This window comes from Eubacteriaceae bacterium Marseille-Q4139, assembly GCA_018223415.1.
Lineage (GTDB): Bacteria > Bacillota > Clostridia > Lachnospirales > Lachnospiraceae > CABSIM01.
In genome coordinates this window covers 310098-335062 of record JAGTTQ010000001.1, presented here as the reverse complement: position 1 = coordinate 335062, position 24965 = coordinate 310098, and the positions used below count along the sequence as shown (strand labels likewise).

Genomic DNA, 24965 nt, shown 5'->3' with positions numbered 1-24965 from the left:
AATTTTTCCTTGCAACATGACGGTTATTTTTGTATGATGTAGGAACGGGAGGCGTCTTCATGGAGAGAAGGAAAGGGGAGTCCGCCAGGGATTATCTGGAGCGGATCCCGTCCTTTGCAAAGAAAAAAAGCACACGCCCGGAGGTGCGGGCGTTTTTAGGGCTCATGGGGAATCCGGACAGGAAATTCCGGATTTTCCATGTGGCCGGAACCAACGGGAAGGGCTCGGTCTGCGCCTTCCTTACGGCGGCGCTTCTGGAGGCGGAAAAGACCTGCGGGACGTTCACCTCGCCCCATCTTTCCGACATCCGGGAGCGGTTTCTCATAAACGGACGCATGGTGCCGGAGGAGGCGTTTCTAGCGGCCTTTGAAGCCGTGTATGGGTACGTTTCAAAATGGGAGGCGGCCGGACATGCCCATCCCACCTACTTTGAGTTTTTGTTTTACATGGGGCTATTCCTTTTTTCCGAAGCGGAAACGGAATTTCTCGTCTTGGAGACCGGAATGGGCGGCCGGTACGACGTGACGAATGTCATCGAGGAGCCGCTTGTGTCCGTGATTACATCCGTAAGCATCGACCACACGGCGTTTTTGGGAACGACAGTCCCCGAGATTGCGGCCCACAAAGCCGGGATCATAAAGTCCGGACGCCCGGTCGTGTACGATACGGTTTCCGAAGAAGCCGCACAGGTGATCGCGGCGGAGGCAGAGCGTCTTCTTTCGTCGGCATATCCCGTGGAAGACGTGCCGTTTTCCTGCGTTGACGGGAAAATCGGAATTTCCTGTTCCTATCTTGGAAGAGAGGAAACCTTTGTTCTTCCCTTTGCCGCGCCGTACCAGGCGAAAAACGGTGCCCTTGCCGTAAAGGCGCTGGAGGTTTCCGGGCTTCATATTCCGGCGGACGTCCTGCGCGCCGGGCTTTTAAAGGCAAAATGGCCGGCCAGGATGGAGGAGGTGCGTCCCGGCATCTTTTTAGACGGGGCGCACAATGGGGACGGGATGCGCGCCTTTCTTGATGCGGCATGCCTCATAAAGGAAATGAGAAAGCCGGAGCGGACATTATTTTTGTTCGCCGTTTCTGCCGATAAGGACTTTGAAACGATGCTTTCGGAAGCCGGAAGGCGGCTTTCGCCGTCGGTCTGCTTCCTTGCCAGGATGGAGTCCCACCGGGCGCTTTCCCTTTCCGCACTTTTAGAGACGGCAGAAAGGCTTTGGGGAAAGAAGGTTTTGGTGCGGGGCTTCGAGACTACGAAAGAGGCACTTTCGGCGCTGTTTTCCCTGAAACAGCCGGGGGATCTGGCGTTTATTGCCGGTTCGCTTTACCTGGCCGGCGAGATTAAAAAGGAGACGGAGCATGATTAACTTTGAAGAAGAGCTGGAACGCTTTAAGCCGAGCCTTGAGGTGGAGGCGGTCAGCGATGCCATCGTAAAAAGCGATTTGACGGATATGACGGATATCATGATGGAAATCATGAAGGAAATAAAGGAACAGTAAGATATGGATTATTTGCAGAAGATCCAGTATGCGGCCAACAGCTATTATAACCGCGGGCTGGAGAAGGCGAGGGAGCGGGATCTTTCGGGAGCGGCCGAAAGCCTTAAACGCGCCCTGCATTTTAACAAGTACCATACGGATGCCAGGAACCTTCTGGGATTAATCTTCTACGAGATGGGCGAGACGTCTGATGCGCTGATCCAGTGGGTCATCAGCATCAATCTCCAGCCGGACGATAATCTGGCCGATTATTATCTCGACGAGGTGCAGAGAAAGCCTGGAAAGCTTGAGATCGCAAGCCAGACCATAAAAAAGTACAATCAGGCCTTAATCTATGCCCAGAACGGAAGCGATGACCTGGCCGTGCTCCAGCTTAAGAGGATCGTGGAGGAAAAGCCGAATTTTGTGAAGGCCCATCTGCTTTTAGCGCTTCTCTACATCGGTCACGAGGAGTACACAAAGGCCGGGAAATCCCTCTATAAGGTGCTCCAGATCGACCGGAACAACCAGAAGGCCCAGCGGTACATGGAGCATGTAAAGTCCAGGACGGGAAAGGCCGACATTGAAAAGCGGAAGATGAAGAACGCTTTTTCCCACAGGGAAATGCAGGATGACGACGTAATTCTGCCGCCTACATACAAGGAAAACACCGGCTGGCAGTCCATCATCAACATCGGGATCGGGCTGTTTTTGGGAATCCTGGTGGTTCTGTTTATAATCATGCCGGCCAGGATCCGTTCTTTAAACTACGACCACAACCAGGAAATGCTTTCCTATGCCGATAAACTGAATCTGGCGAACCAGGAGATTGACCGGCTCTCCGGCGAGGCAGAACAGTACCGCCAGGAGAAGGAACAGGCCGAACAGGAATTAAACAGCCTGATTTCGGATCCAGGAAGCACCATGGTTCAGTACCAGAACACCATCGCGCTTCTTGATGCTTACCGGAAAGGCGACATGAACACGGTCGTCCAGCTTTATATCGGCTTAGATCTTACAAAGATCACCGACGAGGCCGTCCTTGGAACCATAAACGAAATCGCGGCTGCCATGACGACAGAGGCGCCGCCGGTTTTGGAGGCCCTCGCGGCACAGTCCACGGAGGCCGGGGATTACGATACGGCCCTTTATTACTACGGGAAGTACATGGAATTCAACAGCCAGAATCCCCAGGTGATTTTCAACATGGCGATGCTCTATAAGGCCAAGGGCGATGAGGCCCAGGCAAACGAGCTGTTCGGGCAGGTGATCTTAAACTTCCCGGATACGGAGCTTGCCGAGCAGGCAAGGACCGAGCGCGGCTATTAAGACATACTAAGAGAGAAACAGGAAAAGAGACTCTACAAAAGAAATTTTGCGGGGCCTCTTTTTTTGTTTGAAAGAAAAAGGATTGGAGGGATTCTATGGAACCATCATTTATCTACGAAGCGAAGGGACAGACGCTTATCATCCATCTTCCCAAGGAACTAGACCACCACAACTGCCGGAACCTCCGGTACGAGACGGATCTTCTCATGGCGGAAAACTACATTTCCCGGGTGATTTTCGATTTTTCCCGCACGGAATTCATGGACAGCTCCGGCGTCGGGATCCTGTTAAACCGCTATAAACAGATGAAGGCCGGCGGCGGGACGTCCTGTTTTTACGGGGCGGGGCCGCAGGTTTTAAGGATTTTAAAAATTTCCGGCATTTTAGGGCTCATGAGCCGGTATGAGACAAAAGAAGGGGCGCTTGCCGGCTGAGGGAGGAAGGTATGGAAAAGAAAGAATTTATGAGCATGAAAATGGACAGCCTTTCGGAGAACGAGGAGTTTGCCAGGGTTGTCATGGCCGTCTTTGCAAGCCGCCTGGATCCGACCTTAGAGGAGATCGACGACATCAAGACGGCGGTGTCAGAGGCCGTCACAAACGCCGTGATCCACGGTTACCAGGGAGGCGAGGGCGTCATAAGCCTTTCGGCCGAGACCTGCGGCCGGATCTTAACGATCACGGTAAAGGACGACGGCGTCGGAATCCCGGACGTAAAAAAGGCCATGGAGCCGATGTTTACGACGGCGCCGGATGGGGAACGCTCCGGCATGGGCTTTTCGTTTATGGAGGCGTTCATGGACGAAGTCACGGTGGATTCGGCCCCGGGCAGGGGGACGGCGGTCACGATGAGAAAGAAAATCGGCAGGTGATCGTATGGCGGAGACCATGGAACTGCTTCAAAGGGCGCACGATGGGGATAAAGAGGCCAGGGACAGGCTGGTTATGGAGAACATAGGACTCGTCTGGAGCATCGTAAAACGGTTTTCCGGACGCGGTTGTGAGACAGAAGATTTATTCCAGATCGGGAGCATCGGCCTTTTAAAGGCCATCGACAACTTTGACCTTTCCATGGATGTGAAGCTCTCCACCTACGCCGTTCCGATGATTACCGGGGAAATCCGGCGGTTTCTCAGGGACGATGGGATGATTAAGGTCAGCAGGCCTTTAAAGGAGCTTGCCATGAAAATCTATTCGGCCAGGGAGCGGATGGAGTTTTCCCTGGGGCGGGAGCCGACCATCGAAGAGCTGGCGGGCCAGGTGGGGGTCAGCCGTGAGGAGGTGGCCGCGTCCTTAGAGGCCGGGGCCGAGGTGGAGTCTCTCTACCGGCCGGTAGGAAAGGAGGACGACGGGAACGGATGCCTTCTCGATAAGCTTGCGGAAAAATCATCGGAAAATGAGAAGGTGTTAGATAAAATCGTCGTAAAGGAGCTGCTTTCCGGCCTTGGCAGGCAGGAACAGGAGATTATCATTAGGCGGTACTTTGAAAACCAGACCCAGACGAAAATCGCAGAAGACCTTCACATTTCCCAGGTACAGGTATCGAGGCTGGAAAAGAAGATCCTGCGGCAGCTCAGGGAAAAGCTGGCCGGAGGATAGGAATTCCGTATAGAACTGTGAAAACTTACACATACTAGGGGCAGAAAACCAGAGAAAAGGATGTGGGATCATGGATTCGCTTAAAAATAAAGCCGGTGTTCTGGTAATGATCCTCTGCATGGCGGCCGCGGCTGTCCTCGTGTGGTACCTGCTGTTTGCTGCCCAGAGAAAAACAGAGGAGCCGGAGGGAATTCTTGTGGAGGCCGTCTCCGGGAGGCTTTTGGAGCTATGACAGGAGATACGGTTTATATCAATCTTCCCCAGATTTCAGAGGTTCATGAGCGGCAGGTGCATCTGGGCGACATTGCCGATGTCCGGTGCAAAAACAAAGCCGTGGAAGCGAAATGCCGGGCCGTGAAGGTGACGTCCTTTCCCGAAAAGCAGAAAGGAAAACAGGACAGCGTCTATGTGGGAAGCGTACTGGATCTTGTGGAGACACTGGAAGCCGCCGGCTCCGGCGTCCAGGTAAACAACGTGGGCGAAGTGGACTTTATCGTAAAATACAAGCCGGACAAGATGCCGGCGATGGCCTGGGAATGGACGAAGACGGCCTTTGTTTCCGCTGTCTCTTTCTGCGGCGCGGCCTTTGCCATCATGACGTTTAATAACGATGCCAACGTGACGGATGTGTTTTCTAAGATTTACGGGACCGTCATGGGGCAGGAGCCGGGCGGCCCGTCCATTCTGGAATTTTCCTATTCTCTGGGGCTGGCGGCAGGCATCCTGGTATTTTTCAACCATTTTGCGTCCTGGAAGCTGACGGCGGATCCGACGCCCATCGAAGTGGAAATGCGGCTTTATGAAGAAAGTGTCAATAAGGCGGTGATCCAGAACAGCCAGAGGAAGGAGTCGGGTGTGGATGTTTCTTAGACAGGCCTTTCTGTTTTTTGCCGGGATCAGCGCCGGCGGTGTCATTGCTGCCGGCATCTTCGCCTTTCTGGCGATCATCGGCGTCTTTCCGCGGCTCATCGCCGTCACAAAGACGAGAAGACATGTGTTCCTCTATGAGACGCTCATTGTCCTCGGCGGAGTCTGGGGAAACGCCATGGATCTTTATTTTGTGGAATTCCCGGTGGGCGGCGCCTTCCTTTTGGCTGTTTACGGAATTTCCATCGGGGTTTTTGTGGGCTGTCTCGTCATGTCTTTGGCCGAGACATTAAAGGCCCTGCCGGTTCTTGGCCGCAGGATCCGCCTGGCAGTGGGGATCCAGTATCTGATTCTTGCCATTGCTGCCGGGAAGTTTGCAGGGGCCTGGATGTATTTTACGAAAGGGTTTGGAGGTGCTTAAATATGGAAGTGGATAAAAAGGAGTATGCGGAGTACGTCAAGCAGGTGACACCTACGAATAAGATGGGGATCAACCTTTTGTGGGCCTTTCTTGTGGGCGGGATCATCTGTACCATCGGCCAGTTTTTAACAAATCTCTACATGGGCATGGGGATGGATCAGGAGACCGCGGCCGCCTGGACGACCTTAAGCCTCATCGGAGGAAGCGTCGTCTTAACCGGCCTCAATATCTATCCGAAAATCGTAAAATTCGGCGGCGCCGGGGCGCTTGTGCCCATCACCGGCTTTGCAAATTCTGTCGTATCGCCGGCCATTGAGTACAAAGCCGAGGGCCATGTCTTCGGCATCGGCTGCAAAATTTTCACCATCGCCGGGCCGGTGATCCTGTTCGGGATTTTTACCTCCTGGGCTCTTGGCGTGCTGGACTGGATTATGAGGTGGATGGGGATTTGAGGCAGGAGATGCGGCAGGGAACGATTTTGGTATTTGACAAAACGGAGCGGCTGCATTATAATATACTTAACAAGAGAACCGTTGGCCAGCGTACACCTGGCCGCCGGCAGATAAGTTTACAAAAAGTAGCGCCTTATCTTACCAGAGCGAGGGCGCTGCTTTTTGCGTGTAAAAAGCATAACAAGTGTTATGACAGGATGAAAGATGAGTCTTATTAAATAAAGCGACAGATTAAGAATGTAAAGAAAGTATGGCAAAATTTCATTTGAAAAACAATAGGAATTTTTCCTTGAATCTGCTATAATCATGTACAAAAGAAAGGGGTGGGGGCATGAAGGTTACGTTATTATGGTCGAGTCCCAATCAGGACGGTCTGACTGCTTCGGCGAAGGACAGCTTCCTCGCGGGGCTTTTGAAAACCGAAGCGGAAACAGAGGTAATCCATCTGAACCGAAAACGGCTCGGGCACTGCCTGGCTTGTGGGAACGGATGGGGAACGTGCCGCGCGGAGGGAACCTGCGTGCTGAAAGACGATTTTTCGGAAATCTATCAGAAGCTCACAGAGTCAGACGGAATTGTGCTTATTACGGCCGTGTACTGGCATGACATGACCGAACAGATGAAGGCCTTTGTAGACCGGCTCCGCAGGTGTGAAACAGGGCACAACCGGTTCCTCTCCGGAAAGCGGTGCTTTTTGGCTGCGTGCGCCGGCGGCACCGGGCTTGGGGCTGTCGAATGCCTGCATCATATGGAAGAGACCATAAAGCATATGGGGATGCGGGCGTATGACAGGATCCCTGTGACACGCTTTAACCGGGATTACATCCTGACGGCGCTGGAAACGGCCGGGGAGCTGTACGGCCGGCGGCTGAGAGACGGATTCGACATGCAGTATTAGAAGCATGCAGCATACCATGGGAGGAAGAGATGTTAAGGCTGGCATTGTGTGATGATGACAGGGAATATCTTAAACTGGTTGAAGGGAAGATCAAGGACTATTGCAGGATGCGGCACAGGGAAATCATGCTGGAATGCTTTTCAGACAGTGATCTTCTGGCCACAGCCATTGAACGGGAGAGGCTTTTTGACGCATATATTCTGGACATAGAAATGCAGGACTATTCGGGAGTAGAATTGGCAGAAATGATTCGGGAACGCTCTGAGATGGCCTGCATTCTTTTTTTGACTGCCCACGTCATGTATGCCGTGGAGGCCTGCGGCATGGGGATTTTCCGATATCTTTTAAAGGAGCGGCTGGATCAGGAGCTCCCTGCGGCGCTGGACAGTTTGTTTGAGTGTCTGGAACAGAGAAATGACGGCAAGGTTTACCTGATTATCAACCAGAGAAAATATTTGAAGATTTACCAGAACAGCATCGTTTATATCTACAAAGATCAGAAAAATTCCGTCTTTGTCCTGAAAAACGGCAGAGAGGAACAGGAGAGGCTTACCATCAGGGAGGTTTATAAAAAGCTGGACAGTGACCGGGAAATGTTCCTTCTCGACAGAGGGACGATTCTGAACCTGCTTCATGTCCAGAAGGTGACGGCAGAAAAAGTCGTTATGGACAACGGGGCGGAGTTTTACGCCAATGCGGCTCATATCGCGGAACTGAAGAGAAGCTTAAATGCCTTCTGGGGGAAGTTAATATGATGGTCTTTTATGCGGCGGAGATAGCGGCGTCGTTTGTGGAAACCTTTCTTGGAATCGTGATACCGGCTAGAATCCTGAAGGGCGGTGGGAAGAGATGGAAACCAGAACTTTTAGCAGCGGCCATACTGACAGGAGTCGTTTGGGGACTGAATCAGATTTCTCTGTTTTCCATTGTCACAACATCACTTGGAGTCCTGCTCATGTCATTTGCATCTGCGTGGATCCATAAAACGAGGTTATGGGATACACTGGTTTTGATAGGATTTTACATGATGCTGATATACATCACTGATTTTCTGATGCTTTCTCTTCTCGGTATCCTGTTTAAAAACTCAGAATTTGCCAGATATGCAGTCAGCGGGCTGTCTTTGCAGAGGAGCTGTTTTCTTGTCCTGTCTAAATCGTTGCTGTGTATTACATGCATATTATTTTTGCGGCATTTTACGGAATTTAAGATGGAACGCAGCAGGGTTCTGCTGCTGTCATGCCTGATGATCGGCGGACTCCATTATCTGATGAACAGTACCTTCCTGCAGATTGATGTCAATGCATTTTTTGCGTGGCTGCTTTTCCTGCTTCTGATTCTATCCGGGGTTTATTATAAGGTACAGAGTGTGATTGTCGGATCAGAAAAAGAACGCGCTGAGTTTGAAATAGAGAAAGCCCGTATGCTTGCAGAAAATTATGAGCTTTTAATAAGCAGTTATCGAAAGAACCAGGTATTTTACCATGATCTGAAGAACCAGTACCTGATTATCAGCAATTATTTGAAAGACAAAGAATATGAGAAGGCGGACCAGTATATGACGGAATTAAAACTTACGGATCCGCCGCCTCCTGTCATACCGACGACGGGGATGGAAGAACTTGATGTGATTTTGGCATACAAAAGAACTGCGGCCAATGCAGAGGGAATCTATCTGAACATATTGGCAGAGCCGGTCTGTCTGGAAATGACTGCCCCGGAAATCGCATCTCTGTTTGGAAATTTATTGGATAATGCCATTGAAGCCTGCCGGAAATCAGAAAAAGAGAATAAATGGATTCAGCTTTCAATACGCAGGATTCGTGACATGACATTTATAAAAATTGTTAATCCTTATAAAAAGGAAGAATGCGGGGAAAAGCGAAACACAGAAGAAGCCGAAAGCGGACTGCATGGAATTGGCCTTAAAAGTGTAAGGATGCTGGTACAGAAATATGGCGGTGAAATGGAAATCAATGATGAAGAAATGAATTTTACCGTTGTTATTTCATTTTTTGATTGAGCATAAACATCAAGACGAGAATTCGAGGACAAAGTATGGGTGATTAAAGGACATTTTCTCCCGAGACAAAAGAAATAGAATATAATAATATCCAAATATCAGCCAGAAAAACGGAGGAATTATGCTGTCGTCAGCCGCAAGAAAATGTACGGATTATCTGTTATTGCACAACAAAATCAGCAGAGAGAGGACAGCAGTTTATGTTTATGGGTTTGAGCTTCTGTTTTCCACAGCGAGCTGCGTCATCTGTATTCTGCTCCTGGGCTTTTTCTTTGACTATTTTGCGCTGGCAGTCACGTTCCTTGCATATTTTGTTCCAATCCGGATCATGGCGGGAGGGTATCATGCAAAATCCTATGAGAGGTGCTTTTTCCTGACAAACGCCATTGCAGTTTTTTGTGCTGCGGGTGCAAAGTATCTTCAACAATGGAATGGGCCATATCTTTATGGGGCTCTTGGACTGGCCTTGGCGGTATCTGCATGGGTTATATGGAAAAATGCCCCAATTATCCCGGCAAAATACAGGGAAAAGACGGACAAGTATGAGAGAAACCGACGCTATGCCCATCGTGTGCTGGTACTGGAATTGGCAGCTCTGTCAGTCATGGTTTTGTTTGAAAATAGCTGCATGGCCTGCACTGCGGTACTTACAAGCTGTGCAGTGGCAGTTATGATGATATTAGCAAAAAAGGAGGGAAATTAGTATGGATTCTTTGCTTACACTGGTTGCTGAAGTAGTAGAGAAGGTAGCTGAATCTGGTGCCGGATTCTTCTCATGGGGAACCGGATATCAGCCGGAAATCCCGGATGAACTGTTCGAAAAATAAGAACTGAAAATGGATCGGCCTGGGCGGATGAGAAGCAGATGTTTCTCATCCGCCTTTTTTACCGCCGTAAAAGGTTTCCGTGCTTGAAAAAAGATGCAGCCTGCCGCGTCCCAAATCCATGATATTTCCCGCCATCATGGGGACACTATGGGACAGCGGAGAGAAATTGGTGAAATTTCTGTCAAAGTCGGTGAAAAAACCATTGAAAAGACGGATGAAATGAATTAAAATAAGAAGCGTATATTTTTCGAGGAAATTATTACCTTGCTTACAGGAAGCTTTGGAGGACGAAGAATGACAAAGAAAGAAGTAAAGACAATCGGTGTCCTGACAAGCGGCGGCGATGCTCCGGGAATGAACGCGGCCATCCGTGCTGTTGTCAGGACTGCAATCAATAAAGGGCTGAAGGTTAAGGGAGTCATGCGCGGATACGCAGGACTGCTTCAGGAAGAGATCGTGGACATGGACGGCGTCAGCGTGGCCGACACCATCAACCGCGGCGGTACGATCCTTTATACGGCCCGCTGTGAGGAATTTAAGACGGAAGAGGGCCAGAGGCAGGGTGCTGAGATCTGCAAAAAGCACGGAATTGACGGTATGGTCGTCATTGGCGGCGACGGTTCCTTCCGCGGCGCCGGAAAGCTTTCGGCTCTCGGTGTCAACACCATCGGCCTTCCGGGAACCATCGACCTGGACATCGCCTGTACCGACTACACCATCGGCTTCGACACGGCTGTCAACACGGCCATGGAGGCCATCGACAAGGTGCGCGATACTTCCACGTCTCATGAGCGGTGCAGCATCATCGAGGTTATGGGCCGCAACGCCGGCTACATCGCGCTCTGGTGCGGAATTGCCAACGGCGCCGAGGATATCCTGCTGCCGGAGCGGTACGACGGCAACGAGCAGTATTTAATCAACCGCATTATCGAGAACAGGAAGCGCGGCAAAAAGCACCACATCATCATCAACGCCGAGGGCATCGGCCACTCCACCTCCATGGCGAGGCGGATTGAGGCGGCCACCGGCATCGAAACAAGGGCAACGATCATCGGCCACATCCAGCGAGGCGGCACACCGACCTGCAAGGACCGTGTTTATGCGTCCATCATGGGTGCTACGGCGGTGAAGCTCCTCAGCGAAGGGAAGAGCAACCGGATTGTTGCATACAAAGGCGGCCAGTTCGTGGATTTTGATATCCAGGAAGCTTTAAATATGAAGAAAGACATTCCGGAAGAGCAGTTCGAGATCAGCAAACTTTTGGTACGTTAACCGGAAACGCAGGGCTGGCATGTAATACAGAGGTATTATATTTCAGCCTTTTTATCCGAAGCGGAAAGAAATAGAAGGGAGCGCGCAGGATGGGAAAAAAAGAAGACGAGAAGATTGCTCCGCACTGTGATTTTATGTTTGTCCATGAGGAAGTGGTGAAACAGGTGATGGAGGTTATGCCCCAGGGGGAAGAGCTCCAGAATCTCGCAGAGTTTTTCCGGATTTTCGGGGACTCTACCAGGATCCGCATCCTCTATGCCTTAAGCCGGTCGGAGCTCTGCGTCTGTGACATCGCAAGCCTGCTTCAGATGGGGCAGTCAGCGATTTCCCACCAGCTAAGGCTCCTAAAGCAGATGCGCCTCGTGAAGTTCCGCCGGGACGGGAAAAGCGTCCTGTATTCTTTGGCGGACAGCCACATTGAGACCATTCTCGCGCAGGGCATGGAACACATAAAAGAATAAAGAAGACGGAGAATACCAATGAAATTTACAAAGATGCAGGGCATCGGAAATGACTATGTATATGTGGACTGCTTTCAAGAGGCCGTAGAAGACCCGGCGTCCGCGGCCGTAAAGGTCAGCAACCGGAATTTCGGCATCGGCTCGGACGGGCTGATTTTAATTAAGCCTTCGGATTGTGCCGACTGCCAGATGGATATGTACAATCTGGACGGCTCAAGAGGCGCCATGTGCGGCAACGGCATCCGCTGTGTCGGGAAATACGCATACGACCACGGAATCGTAGACAAGACGGAAATTGATGTTGAGACGGCCTCCGGGATCAAGCATTTAAGCCTCCATGTAAAGGACGGGAAGGTGGAAACCGTGACTGTGGACATGGGACGGCCGGAGCTCACTTCTGAGGTCGGAGAGGCCATCGAGGTGATGGGAAAGACGTGGAAGTTCACGGGCGTTTCCATGGGAAATCCCCATGCCGTTGTTTTTCTTGACAGCCTTTCCGGGCTGGAAATCGAAAAAATCGGGCCGCAGTTCGAGATGCATCCCCGATTTCCTGACAGGACGAACACGGAATTTGTGGAGGTCATCGACAGGAGCCATGTGAAAATGCGCGTCTGGGAGCGCGGTTCCGGAGAGACCATGGCATGCGGCACCGGGGCATGTGCGGTGGCTGTGGCATGTGCCGTAAACGGAAAGACGGGAGAGCATGTTGAGGTGGAGCTTCCCGGCGGGACGCTTTCCATTGTCTGGGACAGGGAAAAGGAAACTGTGTTCATGACCGGGCCGGCCGTGGAAGTGTATCATGGAGAGATTGATATCAGCCGTTTAGGATAAAGGAGAAAGATTATGGACCATATCGACAGGGAAATCCTTCAGATTTTGCAGGCAAATGCCAGGACATCCCTAAAGACCATTGCAGAGAAGACCTTCCTCTCCTCGCCGGCCGTTTCCGCGAGGATCGAAAAGCTGGAGAAGGACGGGATCATCACGGGATATCAGGCACAGATCGATCCGGTGAAGCTTGGCTACCATATCATTGCGTTCATCAACCTGAATGTGCTTCCGGAGGACAAGCCGAAATTTTACAAGTATGCGGAGTCCATTCCGAATATTCTGGAATGCAGCTGTGTGACAGGAGAGTTTTCCATGATTATGAAGGTGGCCTTTGAGAGCACCATGCAGCTTGACACCTTCATCGGCCAGCTCCAGAAATACGGAAAGACCAGCACGCAGATCGTATTTTCCACCCATGTGGGCCCCCGGGGAGTAAAGCCCAGGGAATAGATAAAAAGAATGCCGCAGACTGCCTGACGGACGGGCAGCCGGCGGCCGGAAGCCCTGTGTACGGGCTCCTAGTTCAGATAATTTCTCATGCTTTTTAAAGCATTCTTTTCCAGACGGCTGACTTGTGCCTGGCTGATGCCGACCTCCTCGGCCACTTCTGTCTGGGTTTTTCCTTCAAAAAAACGCATGTCGATGATATGGCGTTCCCGTTCCGGGAGCCGTTTCATGGCTTCGCTTAGGGAGAGCTGCTCAACCCAGTTTTCTTCCCTGTTTTTCTTATCGCTGATCTGATCCATCACGTAGAGCGGGTCGCCGCCGTCGGTGTAGATGGGCTCATAGAGGCTTACAGGGCTCTGGATGGCGTCCAGGGCGTAGGCGATTTCTTCCTTGCTGATGCCGACCTCGTCTGCGATCTCCATGATAGTCGGCTCTTTCAGATTCTTTTTCATCAGCTTTTCCTTTGCGTAAATGGCTTTGTATGCAGTATCCCTTAAAGAGCGGCTGACGCGGATGGAGTTGTTGTCACGAAGGTACCGGCGGACTTCTCCGAGAATCATCGGGACGGCGTAGGTGGAGAATTTGACGTTCTGGGTCACGTCAAAGTTGTCGATGGCTTTTATGAGGCCGATGCAGCCGATCTGAAACAGGTCGTCCACATTTTCGCTGCTGCCGGAAAATCTCTGGATGACGCTTAAGACGAGGCGGAGATTGCCTTTGATATAGAGCTCCCTCGCTTCCTTGTCCCCTTTCAGGATTCTGGCAAAAAGCTGCTCCTTCTCTTCTCCTGTGAGGAGAGGAAGCTTCGAGGTATTGACCCCGCAGATTTCTACTTTATTTAATGCCATAAAGAGATTCCTCCTGTTCATTTTGTCAATGAAAAGGATTCTCCGCTTGGCGGGACAATATACTGCCGCGGGCGAAATTAAAAAAACTTTTAGACCTTGACAAAGCGAAAAGCCGCCCGGAGGGAAAAACCTGGAAAACATATAATCAGAAAAAGCAATAAAAAGAAAAAAACCATAGAAAATATCTATGCGGAGTTCAAACGGTTCCTATGGCAGAGTGAAAATGCTATAATAACGCTGTTGTTTTTACAGAAGGCGGCAAAAAAAGGAGGACGGCTTTCTCATGGAGTACATAGAGATCGTGAAGGAGCAGCTAAATGCTCATAAAAATAACCGCAGTTATGCCCTTGTTACTATTATAGGCACAGATGGGGCAACGACGCGTAAAAACGGCAGGATGCTGGTTTACGGCACAGGTGAGCGCTTAGGCACCATCGGCGGGGGAGCGATTGAAGCACTTGCTGTGCGGGATGCCGTAAAGGCGGCTCTTTCCGGTGAAAGCGGCCTGTTTTCCTATGATTTGAATACGGAGGCGTCTGCGGCCGGACTGGCATGCGGCGGCGCCATGCAGGTGTGGATTGACGCTGTGCCGGCGCGCCCGGTTCTTGTCATGTGCGGCGGCGGCCATGTGGGAATGGCAGTTATGCCTTTGGCCCGCAGCGTTGGCTTTGAGGTCATTCTGGTGGACAAGCGTCCAAAAGAGGAGCTTGGCAGTGCCATTGAGATGGCAGACCGGTTTTTCAGGGCGGAAGATATGGAAAAGGGGCTTTTGGAGTTAGAGCTTCCGGCCGGCGCCTATTATGTGATTGCCGGGCCGAATCATGATGCCGACGGCGCGGCGCTTGCCGGTGCATTGAAAAAGGCCGGCGCCTATGTGGGAATGATTGGCGGGCCGCCAAAAATCAACGCAATTTTTGCAAAGCTTAAGGCAAAGGGATTCAGCGAAGGAGAGCTTGCGGCTGTCCATACACCGATTGGCCTTGATATCAGCAATGAACGCCCGGAAGAAATCGCCGTTGCGATTCTTGCCGAGATCCTGATGGTGAAAAACGGCAAGGGGCGTCCTGCCGGGCTTTAGAAAAGAGGATATGCTCATGACATTGATGGAAAAAGTTCTGGAGGAAGCCAGACCTCATATGGAGGGGCGCGGATTAAAGGTTGCAGACGGCGTCATCGGGCTTAATTTTGTTGGAGTCACCTTAAATAACGGACGCTCCCACTTCATTTATCTGATGCGGGAGTCGCTTCCGTCCGGGGATATGATTTTCGGCTACGGAGAAAAGATGATCGGCATGGACGCCTGGGAGGTAGCCAAATGGGCACAGGACGGGGCAGAGGATCTTCAGCGCAGCCTGGGGGTGGCGGCCCTGAATGCGGCCTCACCGTTTTATTTTGATCCGAGGTACCGTCAGAATGAGGACTTCTATAATCATGTCAATGAAGAGACGGTCATGGGGGTCATCGGACATATGCCGCCGCTTGTGGAGCGGTTCTCCCATAAAGTGAAGCATTATTATTCCTTTGACAGGGCCATTGACCTGAAGGGCACCGTGGAGGGGGCAGAAGTGTATCCCATGGAAAGGGAGGCGGAGCTTTTGCCGTTATGCGATACGGTGACGATCACCGGAACGTCCATGATTAACCATACGACGGAAGAAATCCTGTCCATGTGCAGAAATGCCAGACATGTCATTTTATCAGGATTTTCAGTGCCGTTTTATCCGGAAGCATACAGAGGAAGCGGCCTGACTGCACTTGGAACCCTATATTTTACGGAGGACAGCACGGCTCTTATGAGGCCTCTGTCGCTGGCCGCCGGAAGGCTCCGCGTGCGCGAATACACGCAGAGTGTTTTTTGCAGGCTTTCGGATTAGAAAACCGTACATATAAAAAGAAAAGGGAGGAGAAAGAATGGAAAGCCCAACGATTCAGGATTGTGTGGATTTCCACGGCCATCTCTGCGGCGGCGTTACCCTGGGATACGTCATGAGCCGCTTTGCCATGGAAAAGCTTGGGGCAAAAAGAGGGGATGCGCTTTACTGCATTGCAGAGTTTCAGAACTGCATGACCGATGCCGTCCAGCTCGTCACCGGCTGTACGGCAGGAAAAGGAAACCTTGCCCTGCGTCCCATAGGGAAACGTGCCATGACGCTTGTCCGCAGGGATACCGGTGAGGGTTTCCGCGTTACCATTGATTTTACGTTTCCGGAAGACGGAACCAAGGAAGAGAATGCAATGCTTGTTCTCAGGGAAGATGCAGAGAAAATCTGTAAGGCCGTCCCGGTAAAAATCGAGGTGCCAAAGAAAAAGCATGCCTCATTCGGACTGTGTGCCGGCTGCGGCGAGGAGTTTGATCTGAACTGCGGGACAGAGCGGGACGGGAAAATTTACTGCCCGGACTGTACTGCAAACTGCTGACAATCAAGGAAAAGGAGAAAAGTTACCATGTCTAAGTTTAAACGTATCCCGTGCTTTTTGCTGGCGGCCGCAATGGCCTTGAATCTTGCTGCCTGCGGCGGGAATGAAGCACCAAAGGAGACAGAAGCAGCCACAGCCGTACAGGAGACGTCTGCGGAAGAAACGACCGCAGAAGAAACGTCGAAGGAAGAGGAGACCAAGGAAGCAGAGAAGACAGCAGAGCGCGTACTGCGAATGGATGCCATGTCGAGCGCCGGATATCCTGCACCGTACCTGTCTTCCCCCAAGGGAGCCGGATATGCGGTTGTCCAGTATATTTTTGATACGCTTATCTGGAAGGATGACAAAGGGTTTGTCAACTATCTGGCGGAGAGTTACTCCGTGTCGGATGACAACAAGACTTATACGTTCAAGCTTCGTCCGGACGTTACCTTCAGCGACGGCACGCCGTTTACGGCCGAGGATGTCAAATTTACATTTGACTATATGACAGAGCATCCGTACAGCTGGGTCTCCACCTCCTCCGTGAAAGAAACCCGCGTTGTGGATGAGCTGACGGTTGAAGTAGAGCTGAATGATGTGTATGTGGCATTTATTGCAGACGTCGCATCCAACCTGCCGATGCTGCCGAAGCACATTTATGAAAAGATTGAAGATCCGACGACTTACACGGAGCCGGATGCCATGATTGGTACAGGCCCGATGATGTATGAGAGCTACGATAAGGACGCAGGCGTCTATACGTTTGTGAAAAATCCCAACTACTTTTACGGCGATGTCCAGATTGACCGCCTGATCCTTTCCGGTTATGATGACCCGAAGACGGCGCTCCTCAACGGGGATATTGACGTCGCTACCACCGCCAGCTACAAGCAGGCCAAGAGCCTTGAAGGGACAGAAAATATCACGGTGCTTGAGGGACAGAGCCTTTGGGTAAGCCGTCTCTACTTTAACTTTGATACTCCTGCGCTGGCTGATAAAAAGGTGCGTCAGGCGATGGCATATGCCATTGACCGTCAGGAAATTGTGGATAAGGCCTATAGTGGAGCCGGCCTTCCGGGAAGCATTGGCTATGTCCATCCGGAGTCCAACTGGTACAATCCGGATGCAGAGAACTATGCACTTGATGTAGAGAAGGCGAAAAGCCTGATGGCAGAGGCCGGCGCTGCCGACAGCGACGGTGACGGCGTCATGGAGTACGGCGGCCAGCCGATGTCCTATGAGCTTCTTATTTCTGACAGTGATGAGACGCTGGCAGAGCTCCTTAAGGCATACCTTGGAGAAATCGGCATCGAACTGACGGTCAAATCTGCGGATGACGATACCGTCAAGTCCCTGATCCAGGAAGGAAACTTCACTCTGGCAGCCAATGGCCACGGAAGCTTTGGCGGTGATCCCAAATATCTGGCAAGCCTTGCCACGGATACAAGCGGGGCAGCCAAGATCACGACCCAGGGCGGTACGCGCTGGCAGAGCGACGAATACGATGAGCTGTTTTCCGCATCCACAAAGGAGCTTGACGAGGCAAAGCGGGCCGAAATGGTAGACCAGCTCCAGGAAATCATTGCAGAAGAGGTTCCGACCATCGCTCTTTATTTTAAGAGCAATGCAGCCGCCTACAACAATTCCGTATTTGACGGCTTCTACTACACCATGGATGGTATTTCCAGCGGAATTCCTTATCTTTACAATAAGCTGATCCTGACGACTGGTACCTGGAAAGCGGAATAATCAACATGGAATGTTTTGCTGCGGCCATACGGCCGCGGCATAAGAAAGGTCACAAGGGAAAGGTCTTGCGGCCTTTCTTATGCCATAGGCAGGAGAAAGGACGGTGGCGATACGAGAGCGAAAAACCTGGTGCGTATCCTGTTAAAGTACGCGCTCTATTTTTTTATTGTAGTCTTAATTAGCTTTTTCCTTCCGCGGCTGATCCCTGGGAGCCCTCTCTACACGTTTGCAGGAGAGGGAACGGGTGATGCAGAAGGGCTTTCAGCCTCGGTTCTGAGCAGCTTTGAAAGCTACTATGCCCCGGATCTGCCTCTCGCAGAACAGTTTATGCGCTATCTTAAAAATCTGGCGGCAGGCGATCTTGGCATTTCGTTCTTTTATAAAACCTCTGTTTCGGAGCGCGTTCTGTCTGCGGCCCGCTGGACGCTCCTGCTTTCCCTCAGTTCCCTGGCCATTGCTTCTGTAATAGGGATCCTGCTGGGGACGGCGATGGGGCTGTCTGCAAAAGGGCGCGGGGCATTCCTGCTTCCGCCGCTTCTGGCCGTCCAGGCAGTTCCTTCTTTTCTGACAGCCGCCATAGCCCAGATGATTCTGGCCTACCGCCTGCGGATTTTCCCGGCGGCGGGAGCTGTGACGCCGGGGATGCTTCCCGGACAGGAGGGGTACTGGGCAGACGTGCTGGCCCACCTGATTCTGCCGATGCTCATCCTGATTGTCTCAGAGCTTCCGTCCATCACAATTTTTGCCTATAACAGCACACTGCGCGTAAAAAAAGCGCCCTATGCAGCGTTTGCCCGCTATCTGTGCATCGAACCGGGACAGATCAGGCGCAAATTCATCATCCGCAATGTCATGCCGGATCTGCTGGGCAAGCTTAATATCCAGGCTGTCATGTGTATTATGGGGGCAATGTTCATTGAGGCTGTTTTTTCCTATCCAGGGCTGGGACAGCTTTTAAAAAATGCCACAGGAAACCGCGATTACCCGCTGATGCAGGGAATTCTTCTGATTTCCAGCCTTTACGGCATCGCAGTGAACCTGGTGTTTGAGCTGATCATTAACCGTACCCAGAAACAGGGATAACGGGAAGGGAGGAAAATCAGACATGACTAAATTTTTAAAGACCCTTTCCCGGCGTCAGAAGATATGTTCTTTTATTCTTGCCCTGTATCTGCTTACGGCTTTGTTTGCGCCTGTGCTTATGCCCTATGAAGTCACAGATTTCAGCCATTCTTCCCTGGAACCGCCGAGTCTGGCTCATCTGCTCGGAACGGATGAAATGGGGCATGACATTTTTTCGCTGCTGCTCCACGGTTTCCGGCTGACGATTGTCCTGGCGGTTGCTTCCGGCTTTTTTTCGACAGTATTGGGGACTGTTCTGGCTTTCTGTGCCGGTTATCTGGGGAAAACGGCCGACGACCTTCTTGGGATGGCGGCCAACCTTTTTCTGATCGTACCGGAGATGGTCGTTATCATGTTTGTGGCCGTTCTGGCGGAACCAACAATGCTCAATACCATGCTTGTTATTGTGGTTTTTTCATGGCCGCGCGTATTTAAAATTATCCGCGGCAAACTGGCCGACTGCCTGGGAAGCAGCAAGGTACAGTACACAATGATGATGAAGGGGAATGTCTGGGATGTCCTGCGGAAGCTGCTTCCGGATATCCTGCCGTCCGTCAAATCTTTTTTTGTTTTGCAGTGCAACAAAGGCGTCATGTATGAGACAACCCTTTCCTTTCTGGGAGTCGGCGATCCGCTGGCAAAGACATGGGGGAAGCTGATCCGGTCGGCCATGGATTATGAAAATCTTTATTATGACACGGTTTTTCTTTGGTACCTGCTTCCTGTGGCTGCTGTCGTCATTGTTTTTGTGATCAGCCTGGCCCTGCTGGTCAGCGAGGAGGAATAGCGATGCTTCTGCTGGAAAATTACCGTATTACATATCCCGACGGAACGAAGCTGTGCTACGGAGATATACATGCCGCCAGAGGGGAATTTGTAGGCTTATTCGGAACCAGCGGCTGCGGAAAAACCAGCCTGCTGGAATCTTTAGTCAATCCTTTTTTTGCAGGGCATGCAGAGTGGAAAACAAAATCCCTGAACGGCCGCCCATTTCCGGAGCCAGGGCCGGAATTATACCGTCTTATCAGCTACTGCCCGCAGTTTTCACAGGCAGCATTGAATCCCAAGCTGACGCTGGGGGAACACATCAGGCTTACGTTAAAGGGCAGCGGACTTACGGCTGAGGACGCAGGACTTTCTTCCATGCTGGAAGCGCTCCGCCTCGATCCGGCGCTGTTAAAAAGGCACCCTGGCGCTGTTTCCGGCGGCCAGCAGCAGAGAGCTGTGCTTCTGCTCTGCGTCATAAAGAAGCCGGAGCTTCTCATCCTGGATGAACCTTCGTCGGCCATTGATTTAATCACCCTGCGGGATATCAGTGAGTTCCTCCGGGGATTTAAGGGGAGAATGACGACGCTGATGGTGGCGCACAGCCGGCCCCTGTTAGAGCATGTGGCCGACAGGATCATTGATCTTTAGGGAGGGGATAACGTGCTGGTTCTCGATAAAATTGTGAAAAAATACGGCTCCCTTTATGCAGCGAAAAATGTCAGCCTGACGCTTGAAGACGGGCAGAGCCTTGTCCTTGTTGGCGAGAGCGGGAGCGGAAAGACGACGGCTGCCAGGACAGCCGCCGGCATGCTGGCTCCGGACGAAGGAAAAATCCTGCTGGACGGAAGGGAGCTGGCCCATACCTGCCGCCGCCGTTCCTTTGACGACTGCGCCAGGATACAATATATTTTTCAGGATCCGTACAGTGCCCTGGATGACGGGAGGACGGTGAGGGCCGCGCTTGAGGAGACGGCGCGCATCTGCCGCCGGCACAGGCATCCATGCCTTACGGCAGAGGAGGCGCTTTCTTATGTGGATCAGAACCTGGTTTTCGGCATCGACCGCCCTGTCAGGGAGTTTTCCGGCGGCCAGAGGCAAAAGATCTGCATTGCGCGGGCGCTGATGCCTTTCCCGCAGATTATCATTGCAGACGAGGCCACTTCCATGCTGGACAGGCAAAGCGGCAATGATGTTTTTTCTTTGCTTGGAAGAATTAAACGGGAAAAGGGCATCAGCATCCTGGCTATTCTGCATGATATTGATTTTTCCGGGGGATATTGGGACAGGATTGCAGTTATGCACCGCGGGGAAATTGTTGAAGAAAGGGATTTTTCCCGGTTCCCTGAAAGCGCCGTTCATCCTTACAGCCGGGAATTATTGAATGCTTATGAATACTTTAACGGGAGGATCCATGTATGAATAGTCAGATAGAAGAAAATCTGGACAGAATCAGGCAGGCAGCTTTTATCCTGGGGCGTGCTTCGGCCCAGGAGCGCACCATGGCTCTGAAACGGATGGCAGAAGCCCTGCGGGAAAACAAGGAGGCCGTGCTTGCGGCAAATGAACAGGACGTTATGAGGGAGAAAGCCGCCGGACTGGAGAAAAAGCGGCTTGGGATTTTGACGATTGCTTCCCGGGATATTGATGCCATGGCCGGCTTTTTTGAGCAGGCAGCTTCTTTTAAAGACCCGGTTGGGCAGGTTTTGGAGGAAGACTGTTCCAATGGACTCCACAGAAGCAAGCGCCTTTTCCCTGTCGGTGTTGTCGGTGTCGTCTATGAAGCGCGTCCGAGCGTCGTTACCGACTGTGCCGCCTTATGTGTCCGAAGCGGGAACGCGCTGCTTCTGCGGGGAAGCCGTCACGCCGTTAAAACAGACCGGGTTCTGGCAGAGATCCTTAAAAAGGCGCTTCGGGAGGCCGGCCTGCCAGGTGAGGCAGTTATGCTGGTGGAAGGCGGCGGCCACGCGCTGACCTGCGAGCTTGCGGCATGTGAGCGAAAGCTTGATCTTCTGATTGTGCGGGGAGGATATGGGGCGCTGGAGGAAATCCGCCGGGCCGCCACAGTCCCGGTCATTGGCGCCGGCCCTGGAAACTGCCATATTTATATTGATGAGAGCGCCGTTCCGCAGATGGCCGAGGCGGTCACGGTCAACAGCAAGGTCCCGCGCCCGCTGGCATGCAATGCCGCGGAAACCCTGCTGGTTCATGAAAAATGGGCAGAAAAGAATCTGCCTGCGCTTTTGGAGCGCCTGCATGACGAAGGTCTGGAACTCAGGGGCTGTCCGCGCACATGCCGGCTGAGCGGATATGTGAAGGAGGCGTGTGAGGAAGACTGGCGCTTTGAATATTTTGCACCGGTTCTTGCGGTAAAGGTGGTTGAGTCGCTTTCTGAGGCGATTGACCATATCAACCGTTACAGGACGCCGCATACGGAGGTCATTATCACAGAAAATGAGGCCAATACGCGTCGTTTCATGGCCAGCGTCGAGGCAAACGTCGTCGGGTGGAACGTGTCGACAAGGCTGACGGACGGAGCCGGCTTCGGCATGGGCGGCGAGATGGGAATCAGTACCCAGAAATATCCTTACGGCGGCCCCATCGGCATGGAACATTTGATGCAGCAGAAATATTATCTTTCCGGAAATGGAGTCCTGCGGTAAAAAACGGCTTGCCTTCTGCGCTTTCGCCGAGGTAAAATGAGAAACAGGATAAGGAGGGACATCCATGAAACGCAGTGAAATCAATGCGGCTTTAAAGGAAATGGAAGCTATGCTCCGGGAATACCGGTTCGCCGTTCCGCCGTTCTGCCATTTTACGCCGGCGGAGTGGGAGGAGAAAGGACACGAGTACGACGAAATCCGTGACAACATGCTCGGGTGGGACATCACCGACTATGGCCTGGGGGATTTTAAGAAGGTGGGCTTTTCCCTGATTACGCTCAGGAACGGGAACCTGAAGGAAAAAGACAAGTACGCGAAGACTTATGCGGAAAAGCTTTTATACATCCGCGAGGGGCAGTATTCACCGATGCATTTCCACTGGTCGAAGATGGAGGACATCATAAACCGCGGCGGCGGGAATGTGCTGATTCGCGTTTACAATTCCACGAAAGAGGAAGGCCTGGATCGGGAGAGCGATGTCCATGTGCACGTGGACGGCCGCGAGATGGTGGTTCCGGCCGGCGCCCAGGTGCGCCTGGCCCCGGGCGAGAGCATCACAATTTCTCCGTACCTGTACCACGATTTTGAGGTGGAAGAGGGCACAGGGCCGGTACTTCTTGGGGAAGTGAGCCAGTGCAACGACGACAACACCGACAACCGGTTTTACGAAAAGGTGGGGCGGTTCCCGGAAATCGAGGAGGACGAGCCGCCGTACCGGCTTTTATGCAGCGAGTACCCGGCGGCAAAAGAAAATTAAAAAACGGCAGCAGGAACCCAAAAAAAGGATTCTTGCTGCCGCTTTCTATGCGGAGATCACTCTTTTACCGCTCCGCCCATGACGCCGGCCACAAACTGCTTCTGGAATACCATGAAGATTACCAGGATCGGAAGCGTTGCGATGGCAGTCGCCAACAGGATGACGGCGAAGTTTTTGTTGGTGGGGTTCCCGTCCAGGACGGCCAGGGCCACCGGGAAGTTGTACATTTCCTTTGTTTCAAGGACGATCAACGGCCACATGAAGTTGTTCCACATATTCGTGAACATGTAGATGACGAGGGCGCTTAAGGCCGGCTTCACATTCGGAAGCACGATCCGGCAGAAAATACCGAATTCGCTGGCCCCGTCGATCCTTGCCGCCTCCACGAGGGCCGTGGGGAAGTTCATCATGTTCTGCCTCATAAGGAAGACGCCGAAGGCGTTTGCCAGGGAGGGCAGGATGACGGCGGAGTAGGTGTTCGTCATGTTCACGGACACGAAAAGCTGGAACAAGGGGACGTACATGACCTGTGCCGGGATCATCATGGAGACCATGATAAAGCCGAAGATCAGGCCCTTGCCCTTGAATTCAAACTTTGCCAGGATGTATCCGGCGGAAGAGTAAAGCACCAGGGTCAGCACGGTAAAAACCGTGGAGATGAACAAGGTATTGAAGGCTACCCGGATGATGTCCATTTTCTCAATGAGGATAGAGAAATTCTCAAGGAGCATGGCACCCGGGAGCAGCCGCGGCGGCGCCTGAAGGATTGCCTGGTTTGTGTTGGTTCCGCTTACAAACATAAAGTAGAAGGGAAACAGGGAAAGAAAGGCCGCAGCGATTAAAAAGATATAAATTCCTGCTTTTTTTACCATGTTTACTCCTCCTTTGTCACTTTGAACTGTACCCAGGACAGAAGTCCGATGATAATCACCATCACATAGCCCAGGGCAGATGCAAAGCCGAATTTCAGGTAGGTGAAGCCGTTTTCATACAGGTACTGGCCGAGGGTGATGGTTGCATAATTGGGGCCGCCCTGAGTCAGGATGTACGGCTCATCGAAGAGCTGGAGCGTTCCGATGGTGGACGTAATGGTGGTGAACAGGATGATCGGCTTGATGGCAGGGATGGTGATATAAAACAGCTGCTGCCAGAAATTTGCACCGTCCAGGGAAGCTGACTCATACATTTCCGTGGGAATCGCCTGAATGCCTGCCAGAAGGATAATCATGTTGTAGCCCACCCATCTCCAGGTGATGGAGATGATGACGGAAGCTCTCGCCGGCCATGCGGAATAAATCCACTGGATCTTCTCGCCGCCGAAAAACTCCACAATATAGTTGATTAAGCCGTAGTTTGTGTTGAACAGCACCTTAAATACAAGGGAATAGGCAACTAAGGACGTAATCGTCGGAAGGAAGGTTGCCATCCGGAAAAATCCCCTGCCCCGGACGAACTTCTGCTCGATGAGGACAGCGAGCAGAAGCGCGAGGCCGATCATGACCGGAACCTGGATAATCAGATAGAAAAAGGTGTTGAACAGGGCTTTGTAAAATACCGGGTCATTGAACAGCTCGATATAGTTGCGAAGTCCCACAAACTCGTATGTACCGCCCGTAAATTCCGTAAAGCTCAGATAAAGCGAGTACAGAATCGGGTAAATCATGAATACTGCAAAAACCACGATGGTGGGAAACAGCATTGCATATGGGAAAAATCTTGATTTTCTGCGTGTTTTCATGTCGTTCTCCCCTCCAATTATTCG

General features: G+C 51.9%; 32 protein-coding genes. 29 read left to right on the top strand and 3 right to left on the bottom strand.

The genetic code is table 11. The features are described from left to right. The first annotated feature begins 59 nt into the window (after nt 1–59). From KE531_01670 to KE531_01580, 19 genes are all read left to right on the top strand, one after another. Nucleotides 60–1361: a bifunctional folylpolyglutamate synthase/dihydrofolate synthase gene (locus KE531_01670; GenBank protein ID MBR9952342.1), complete on the top strand. Its 1302-nt coding sequence runs from the start codon at nt 60–62 to the stop codon at nt 1359–1361. Continuing rightward, complete coding sequence (locus KE531_01665; protein ID MBR9952341.1) at nt 1354–1494, top strand: hypothetical protein; 141 nt, start codon at nt 1354–1356, stop codon at nt 1492–1494. The genes KE531_01670 and KE531_01665 overlap by 8 nt, the downstream gene beginning before the upstream one ends. A 3-nt stretch (nt 1495–1497) precedes the next feature. Continuing rightward, nucleotides 1498–2802: a tetratricopeptide repeat protein gene (locus KE531_01660; GenBank protein ID MBR9952340.1), complete on the top strand. Its 1305-nt coding sequence runs from the start codon at nt 1498–1500 to the stop codon at nt 2800–2802. A 95-nt stretch (nt 2803–2897) separates the two neighbouring features. Beyond that, entirely contained in the window at nt 2898–3236 is a 339-nt protein-coding gene (locus KE531_01655; GenBank protein ID MBR9952339.1) for an anti-sigma factor antagonist, read from the top strand. Nucleotides 3237–3247: 11 nt separating this feature from the next. Beyond that, complete coding sequence (gene spoIIAB / locus KE531_01650) at nt 3248–3673, top strand: anti-sigma F factor (GenBank protein ID MBR9952338.1); 426 nt, start codon at nt 3248–3250, stop codon at nt 3671–3673. A gap of 4 nt (nt 3674–3677) precedes the next feature. Continuing rightward, on the top strand, nt 3678–4400 hold the full coding sequence (locus KE531_01645) for a SigB/SigF/SigG family RNA polymerase sigma factor (protein MBR9952337.1): 723 nt from the start codon (nt 3678–3680) through the stop codon (nt 4398–4400). A gap of 70 nt (nt 4401–4470) precedes the next feature. Next, nucleotides 4471–4632 carry a hypothetical protein gene (locus tag KE531_01640; GenBank protein ID MBR9952336.1) on the top strand — a complete coding sequence of 54 codons (162 nt, stop codon included), beginning with the start codon at nt 4471–4473 and terminating at the stop codon, nt 4630–4632. Then, complete coding sequence (locus KE531_01635; protein ID MBR9952335.1) at nt 4629–5270, top strand: stage V sporulation protein AA; 642 nt, start codon at nt 4629–4631, stop codon at nt 5268–5270. Before KE531_01640 ends, KE531_01635 begins: the two co-directional genes overlap by 4 nt. Continuing rightward, the gene (locus KE531_01630) at nt 5260–5688 is read left to right on the top strand and encodes a stage V sporulation protein AB (protein ID MBR9952334.1); all 429 of its coding nucleotides are present in this window, start codon (nt 5260–5262) and stop codon (nt 5686–5688) included. Before KE531_01635 ends, KE531_01630 begins: the two co-directional genes overlap by 11 nt. Nucleotides 5689–5690: 2 nt before the next feature. Continuing rightward, entirely contained in the window at nt 5691–6140 is a 450-nt protein-coding gene (locus KE531_01625; GenBank protein MBR9952333.1) for a SpoVA/SpoVAEb family sporulation membrane protein, read from the top strand. A gap of 331 nt (nt 6141–6471) precedes the next feature. Further along, entirely contained in the window at nt 6472–7038 is a 567-nt protein-coding gene (locus KE531_01620; protein ID MBR9952332.1) for a flavodoxin family protein, read from the top strand. 29 nt (nt 7039–7067) lie between these two features. Next, a complete protein-coding gene (locus tag KE531_01615) occupies nt 7068–7793 on the top strand; it encodes a response regulator (GenBank protein ID MBR9952331.1) in 726 nt (241 codons plus the stop codon). A gap of 767 nt (nt 7794–8560) precedes the next feature. Then, on the top strand, nt 8561–9061 hold the full coding sequence (locus KE531_01610) for a sensor histidine kinase (GenBank protein MBR9952330.1): 501 nt from the start codon (nt 8561–8563) through the stop codon (nt 9059–9061). Nucleotides 9062–9182: 121 nt separating this feature from the next. Continuing rightward, nucleotides 9183–9764: an accessory gene regulator B family protein gene (locus KE531_01605; protein ID MBR9952329.1), complete on the top strand. Its 582-nt coding sequence runs from the start codon at nt 9183–9185 to the stop codon at nt 9762–9764. A gap of 1 nt (nt 9765) precedes the next feature. Next, nucleotides 9766–9888: a cyclic lactone autoinducer peptide gene (locus KE531_01600; GenBank protein MBR9952328.1), complete on the top strand. Its 123-nt coding sequence runs from the start codon at nt 9766–9768 to the stop codon at nt 9886–9888. Nucleotides 9889–10182: 294 nt separating this feature from the next. Next, entirely contained in the window at nt 10183–11160 is a 978-nt protein-coding gene (gene pfkA, locus KE531_01595; GenBank protein ID MBR9952327.1) for a 6-phosphofructokinase, read from the top strand. Between the two features lie 89 nt (nt 11161–11249). Next, nucleotides 11250–11621, top strand: coding sequence for a helix-turn-helix transcriptional regulator (locus KE531_01590; GenBank protein MBR9952326.1), 372 nt, complete (start codon nt 11250–11252; stop codon nt 11619–11621). A gap of 18 nt (nt 11622–11639) precedes the next feature. Then, nucleotides 11640–12452, top strand: coding sequence for a diaminopimelate epimerase (locus KE531_01585; GenBank protein MBR9952325.1), 813 nt, complete (start codon nt 11640–11642; stop codon nt 12450–12452). A 12-nt stretch (nt 12453–12464) separates the two neighbouring features. Then, nucleotides 12465–12902: an Lrp/AsnC family transcriptional regulator gene (locus KE531_01580; GenBank protein ID MBR9952324.1), complete on the top strand. Its 438-nt coding sequence runs from the start codon at nt 12465–12467 to the stop codon at nt 12900–12902. A gap of 68 nt (nt 12903–12970) precedes the next feature. Here KE531_01580 and sigG read toward each other — a convergent pair whose 3' ends face one another. Then, complete coding sequence (gene sigG / locus KE531_01575) at nt 12971–13747, bottom strand: RNA polymerase sporulation sigma factor SigG (GenBank protein MBR9952323.1); 777 nt, start codon at nt 13745–13747, stop codon at nt 12971–12973. A 283-nt stretch (nt 13748–14030) separates the two neighbouring features. On the opposite strand from sigG, the gene KE531_01570 reads away from it, so the two are divergent. From KE531_01570 to KE531_01525, 10 genes are all read left to right on the top strand, one after another. Beyond that, entirely contained in the window at nt 14031–14825 is a 795-nt protein-coding gene (locus tag KE531_01570; protein MBR9952322.1) for an XdhC family protein, read from the top strand. Between the two features lie 16 nt (nt 14826–14841). Further along, on the top strand, nt 14842–15621 hold the full coding sequence (locus KE531_01565) for a hypothetical protein (protein ID MBR9952321.1): 780 nt from the start codon (nt 14842–14844) through the stop codon (nt 15619–15621). A 37-nt stretch (nt 15622–15658) separates the two neighbouring features. Next, complete coding sequence (locus KE531_01560) at nt 15659–16165, top strand: formylmethanofuran dehydrogenase subunit E family protein (GenBank protein ID MBR9952320.1); 507 nt, start codon at nt 15659–15661, stop codon at nt 16163–16165. A 27-nt stretch (nt 16166–16192) separates the two neighbouring features. Next, nucleotides 16193–17896, top strand: a complete 1704-nt coding sequence (locus KE531_01555; GenBank protein MBR9952319.1) for a hypothetical protein — start codon at nt 16193–16195, stop codon at nt 17894–17896. A 129-nt stretch (nt 17897–18025) separates the two neighbouring features. Next, nucleotides 18026–18979 (top strand): ABC transporter permease, encoded by a 954-nt coding sequence (locus KE531_01550; protein MBR9952318.1) that lies wholly within the window; start codon nt 18026–18028, stop codon nt 18977–18979. 22 nt (nt 18980–19001) lie between these two features. Next, nucleotides 19002–19805: an ABC transporter permease gene (locus tag KE531_01545; GenBank protein MBR9952317.1), complete on the top strand. Its 804-nt coding sequence runs from the start codon at nt 19002–19004 to the stop codon at nt 19803–19805. Between the two features lie 2 nt (nt 19806–19807). Next, entirely contained in the window at nt 19808–20434 is a 627-nt protein-coding gene (locus KE531_01540; protein ID MBR9952316.1) for an ATP-binding cassette domain-containing protein, read from the top strand. Nucleotides 20435–20446: 12 nt separating this feature from the next. Then, nucleotides 20447–21205, top strand: a complete 759-nt coding sequence (locus KE531_01535) for an ATP-binding cassette domain-containing protein (GenBank protein MBR9952315.1) — start codon at nt 20447–20449, stop codon at nt 21203–21205. Continuing rightward, the gene (locus tag KE531_01530) at nt 21202–22446 is read left to right on the top strand and encodes a glutamate-5-semialdehyde dehydrogenase (protein ID MBR9952314.1); all 1245 of its coding nucleotides are present in this window, start codon (nt 21202–21204) and stop codon (nt 22444–22446) included. Before KE531_01535 ends, KE531_01530 begins: the two co-directional genes overlap by 4 nt. Before the next feature lie 64 nt (nt 22447–22510). Beyond that, entirely contained in the window at nt 22511–23203 is a 693-nt protein-coding gene (locus KE531_01525) for a D-lyxose/D-mannose family sugar isomerase (GenBank protein MBR9952313.1), read from the top strand. Between the two features lie 56 nt (nt 23204–23259). On the opposite strand, the gene KE531_01520 is transcribed toward KE531_01525, so the two are convergent. Further along, nucleotides 23260–24075, bottom strand: coding sequence for a carbohydrate ABC transporter permease (locus KE531_01520; protein MBR9952312.1), 816 nt, complete (start codon nt 24073–24075; stop codon nt 23260–23262). 2 nt (nt 24076–24077) lie between these two features. Continuing rightward, the gene (locus KE531_01515) at nt 24078–24941 is read right to left on the bottom strand and encodes a sugar ABC transporter permease (GenBank protein MBR9952311.1); all 864 of its coding nucleotides are present in this window, start codon (nt 24939–24941) and stop codon (nt 24078–24080) included. Nucleotides 24942–24965 lie beyond the last annotated feature (24 nt).

Coding starts and splice junctions, on each gene's coding strand:
- KE531_01635 (MBR9952335.1), top strand. CDS start 4,629: ATGACAGGAGATACGGTTTATATCAATCTTCCCCAGATTTCAGAGGTT.
- KE531_01585 (MBR9952325.1), top strand. CDS start 11,640: ATGAAATTTACAAAGATGCAGGGCATCGGAAATGACTATGTATATGTG.
- KE531_01660 (MBR9952340.1), top strand. CDS start 1,498: ATGGATTATTTGCAGAAGATCCAGTATGCGGCCAACAGCTATTATAAC.
- KE531_01615 (MBR9952331.1), top strand. CDS start 7,068: ATGTTAAGGCTGGCATTGTGTGATGATGACAGGGAATATCTTAAACTG.
- KE531_01655 (MBR9952339.1), top strand. CDS start 2,898: ATGGAACCATCATTTATCTACGAAGCGAAGGGACAGACGCTTATCATC.
- KE531_01545 (MBR9952317.1), top strand. CDS start 19,002: ATGACTAAATTTTTAAAGACCCTTTCCCGGCGTCAGAAGATATGTTCT.
- KE531_01645 (MBR9952337.1), top strand. CDS start 3,678: ATGGCGGAGACCATGGAACTGCTTCAAAGGGCGCACGATGGGGATAAA.
- KE531_01605 (MBR9952329.1), top strand. CDS start 9,183: ATGCTGTCGTCAGCCGCAAGAAAATGTACGGATTATCTGTTATTGCAC.
- KE531_01640 (MBR9952336.1), top strand. CDS start 4,471: ATGGATTCGCTTAAAAATAAAGCCGGTGTTCTGGTAATGATCCTCTGC.
- KE531_01515 (MBR9952311.1), bottom strand. CDS start 24,941: ATGAAAACACGCAGAAAATCAAGATTTTTCCCATATGCAATGCTGTTT.
- KE531_01600 (MBR9952328.1), top strand. CDS start 9,766: ATGGATTCTTTGCTTACACTGGTTGCTGAAGTAGTAGAGAAGGTAGCT.
- KE531_01670 (MBR9952342.1), top strand. CDS start 60: ATGGAGAGAAGGAAAGGGGAGTCCGCCAGGGATTATCTGGAGCGGATC.
- KE531_01580 (MBR9952324.1), top strand. CDS start 12,465: ATGGACCATATCGACAGGGAAATCCTTCAGATTTTGCAGGCAAATGCC.
- KE531_01540 (MBR9952316.1), top strand. CDS start 19,808: ATGCTTCTGCTGGAAAATTACCGTATTACATATCCCGACGGAACGAAG.
- pfkA (MBR9952327.1), top strand. CDS start 10,183: ATGACAAAGAAAGAAGTAAAGACAATCGGTGTCCTGACAAGCGGCGGC.
- KE531_01625 (MBR9952333.1), top strand. CDS start 5,691: ATGGAAGTGGATAAAAAGGAGTATGCGGAGTACGTCAAGCAGGTGACA.
- KE531_01525 (MBR9952313.1), top strand. CDS start 22,511: ATGAAACGCAGTGAAATCAATGCGGCTTTAAAGGAAATGGAAGCTATG.
- KE531_01590 (MBR9952326.1), top strand. CDS start 11,250: ATGGGAAAAAAAGAAGACGAGAAGATTGCTCCGCACTGTGATTTTATG.
- KE531_01665 (MBR9952341.1), top strand. CDS start 1,354: ATGATTAACTTTGAAGAAGAGCTGGAACGCTTTAAGCCGAGCCTTGAG.
- KE531_01520 (MBR9952312.1), bottom strand. CDS start 24,075: ATGGTAAAAAAAGCAGGAATTTATATCTTTTTAATCGCTGCGGCCTTT.
- KE531_01620 (MBR9952332.1), top strand. CDS start 6,472: ATGAAGGTTACGTTATTATGGTCGAGTCCCAATCAGGACGGTCTGACT.
- KE531_01555 (MBR9952319.1), top strand. CDS start 16,193: ATGTCTAAGTTTAAACGTATCCCGTGCTTTTTGCTGGCGGCCGCAATG.
- sigG (MBR9952323.1), bottom strand. CDS start 13,747: ATGGCATTAAATAAAGTAGAAATCTGCGGGGTCAATACCTCGAAGCTT.
- KE531_01530 (MBR9952314.1), top strand. CDS start 21,202: ATGAATAGTCAGATAGAAGAAAATCTGGACAGAATCAGGCAGGCAGCT.
- KE531_01570 (MBR9952322.1), top strand. CDS start 14,031: ATGGAGTACATAGAGATCGTGAAGGAGCAGCTAAATGCTCATAAAAAT.
- spoIIAB (MBR9952338.1), top strand. CDS start 3,248: ATGGAAAAGAAAGAATTTATGAGCATGAAAATGGACAGCCTTTCGGAG.
- KE531_01565 (MBR9952321.1), top strand. CDS start 14,842: ATGACATTGATGGAAAAAGTTCTGGAGGAAGCCAGACCTCATATGGAG.
- KE531_01630 (MBR9952334.1), top strand. CDS start 5,260: ATGTTTCTTAGACAGGCCTTTCTGTTTTTTGCCGGGATCAGCGCCGGC.
- KE531_01560 (MBR9952320.1), top strand. CDS start 15,659: ATGGAAAGCCCAACGATTCAGGATTGTGTGGATTTCCACGGCCATCTC.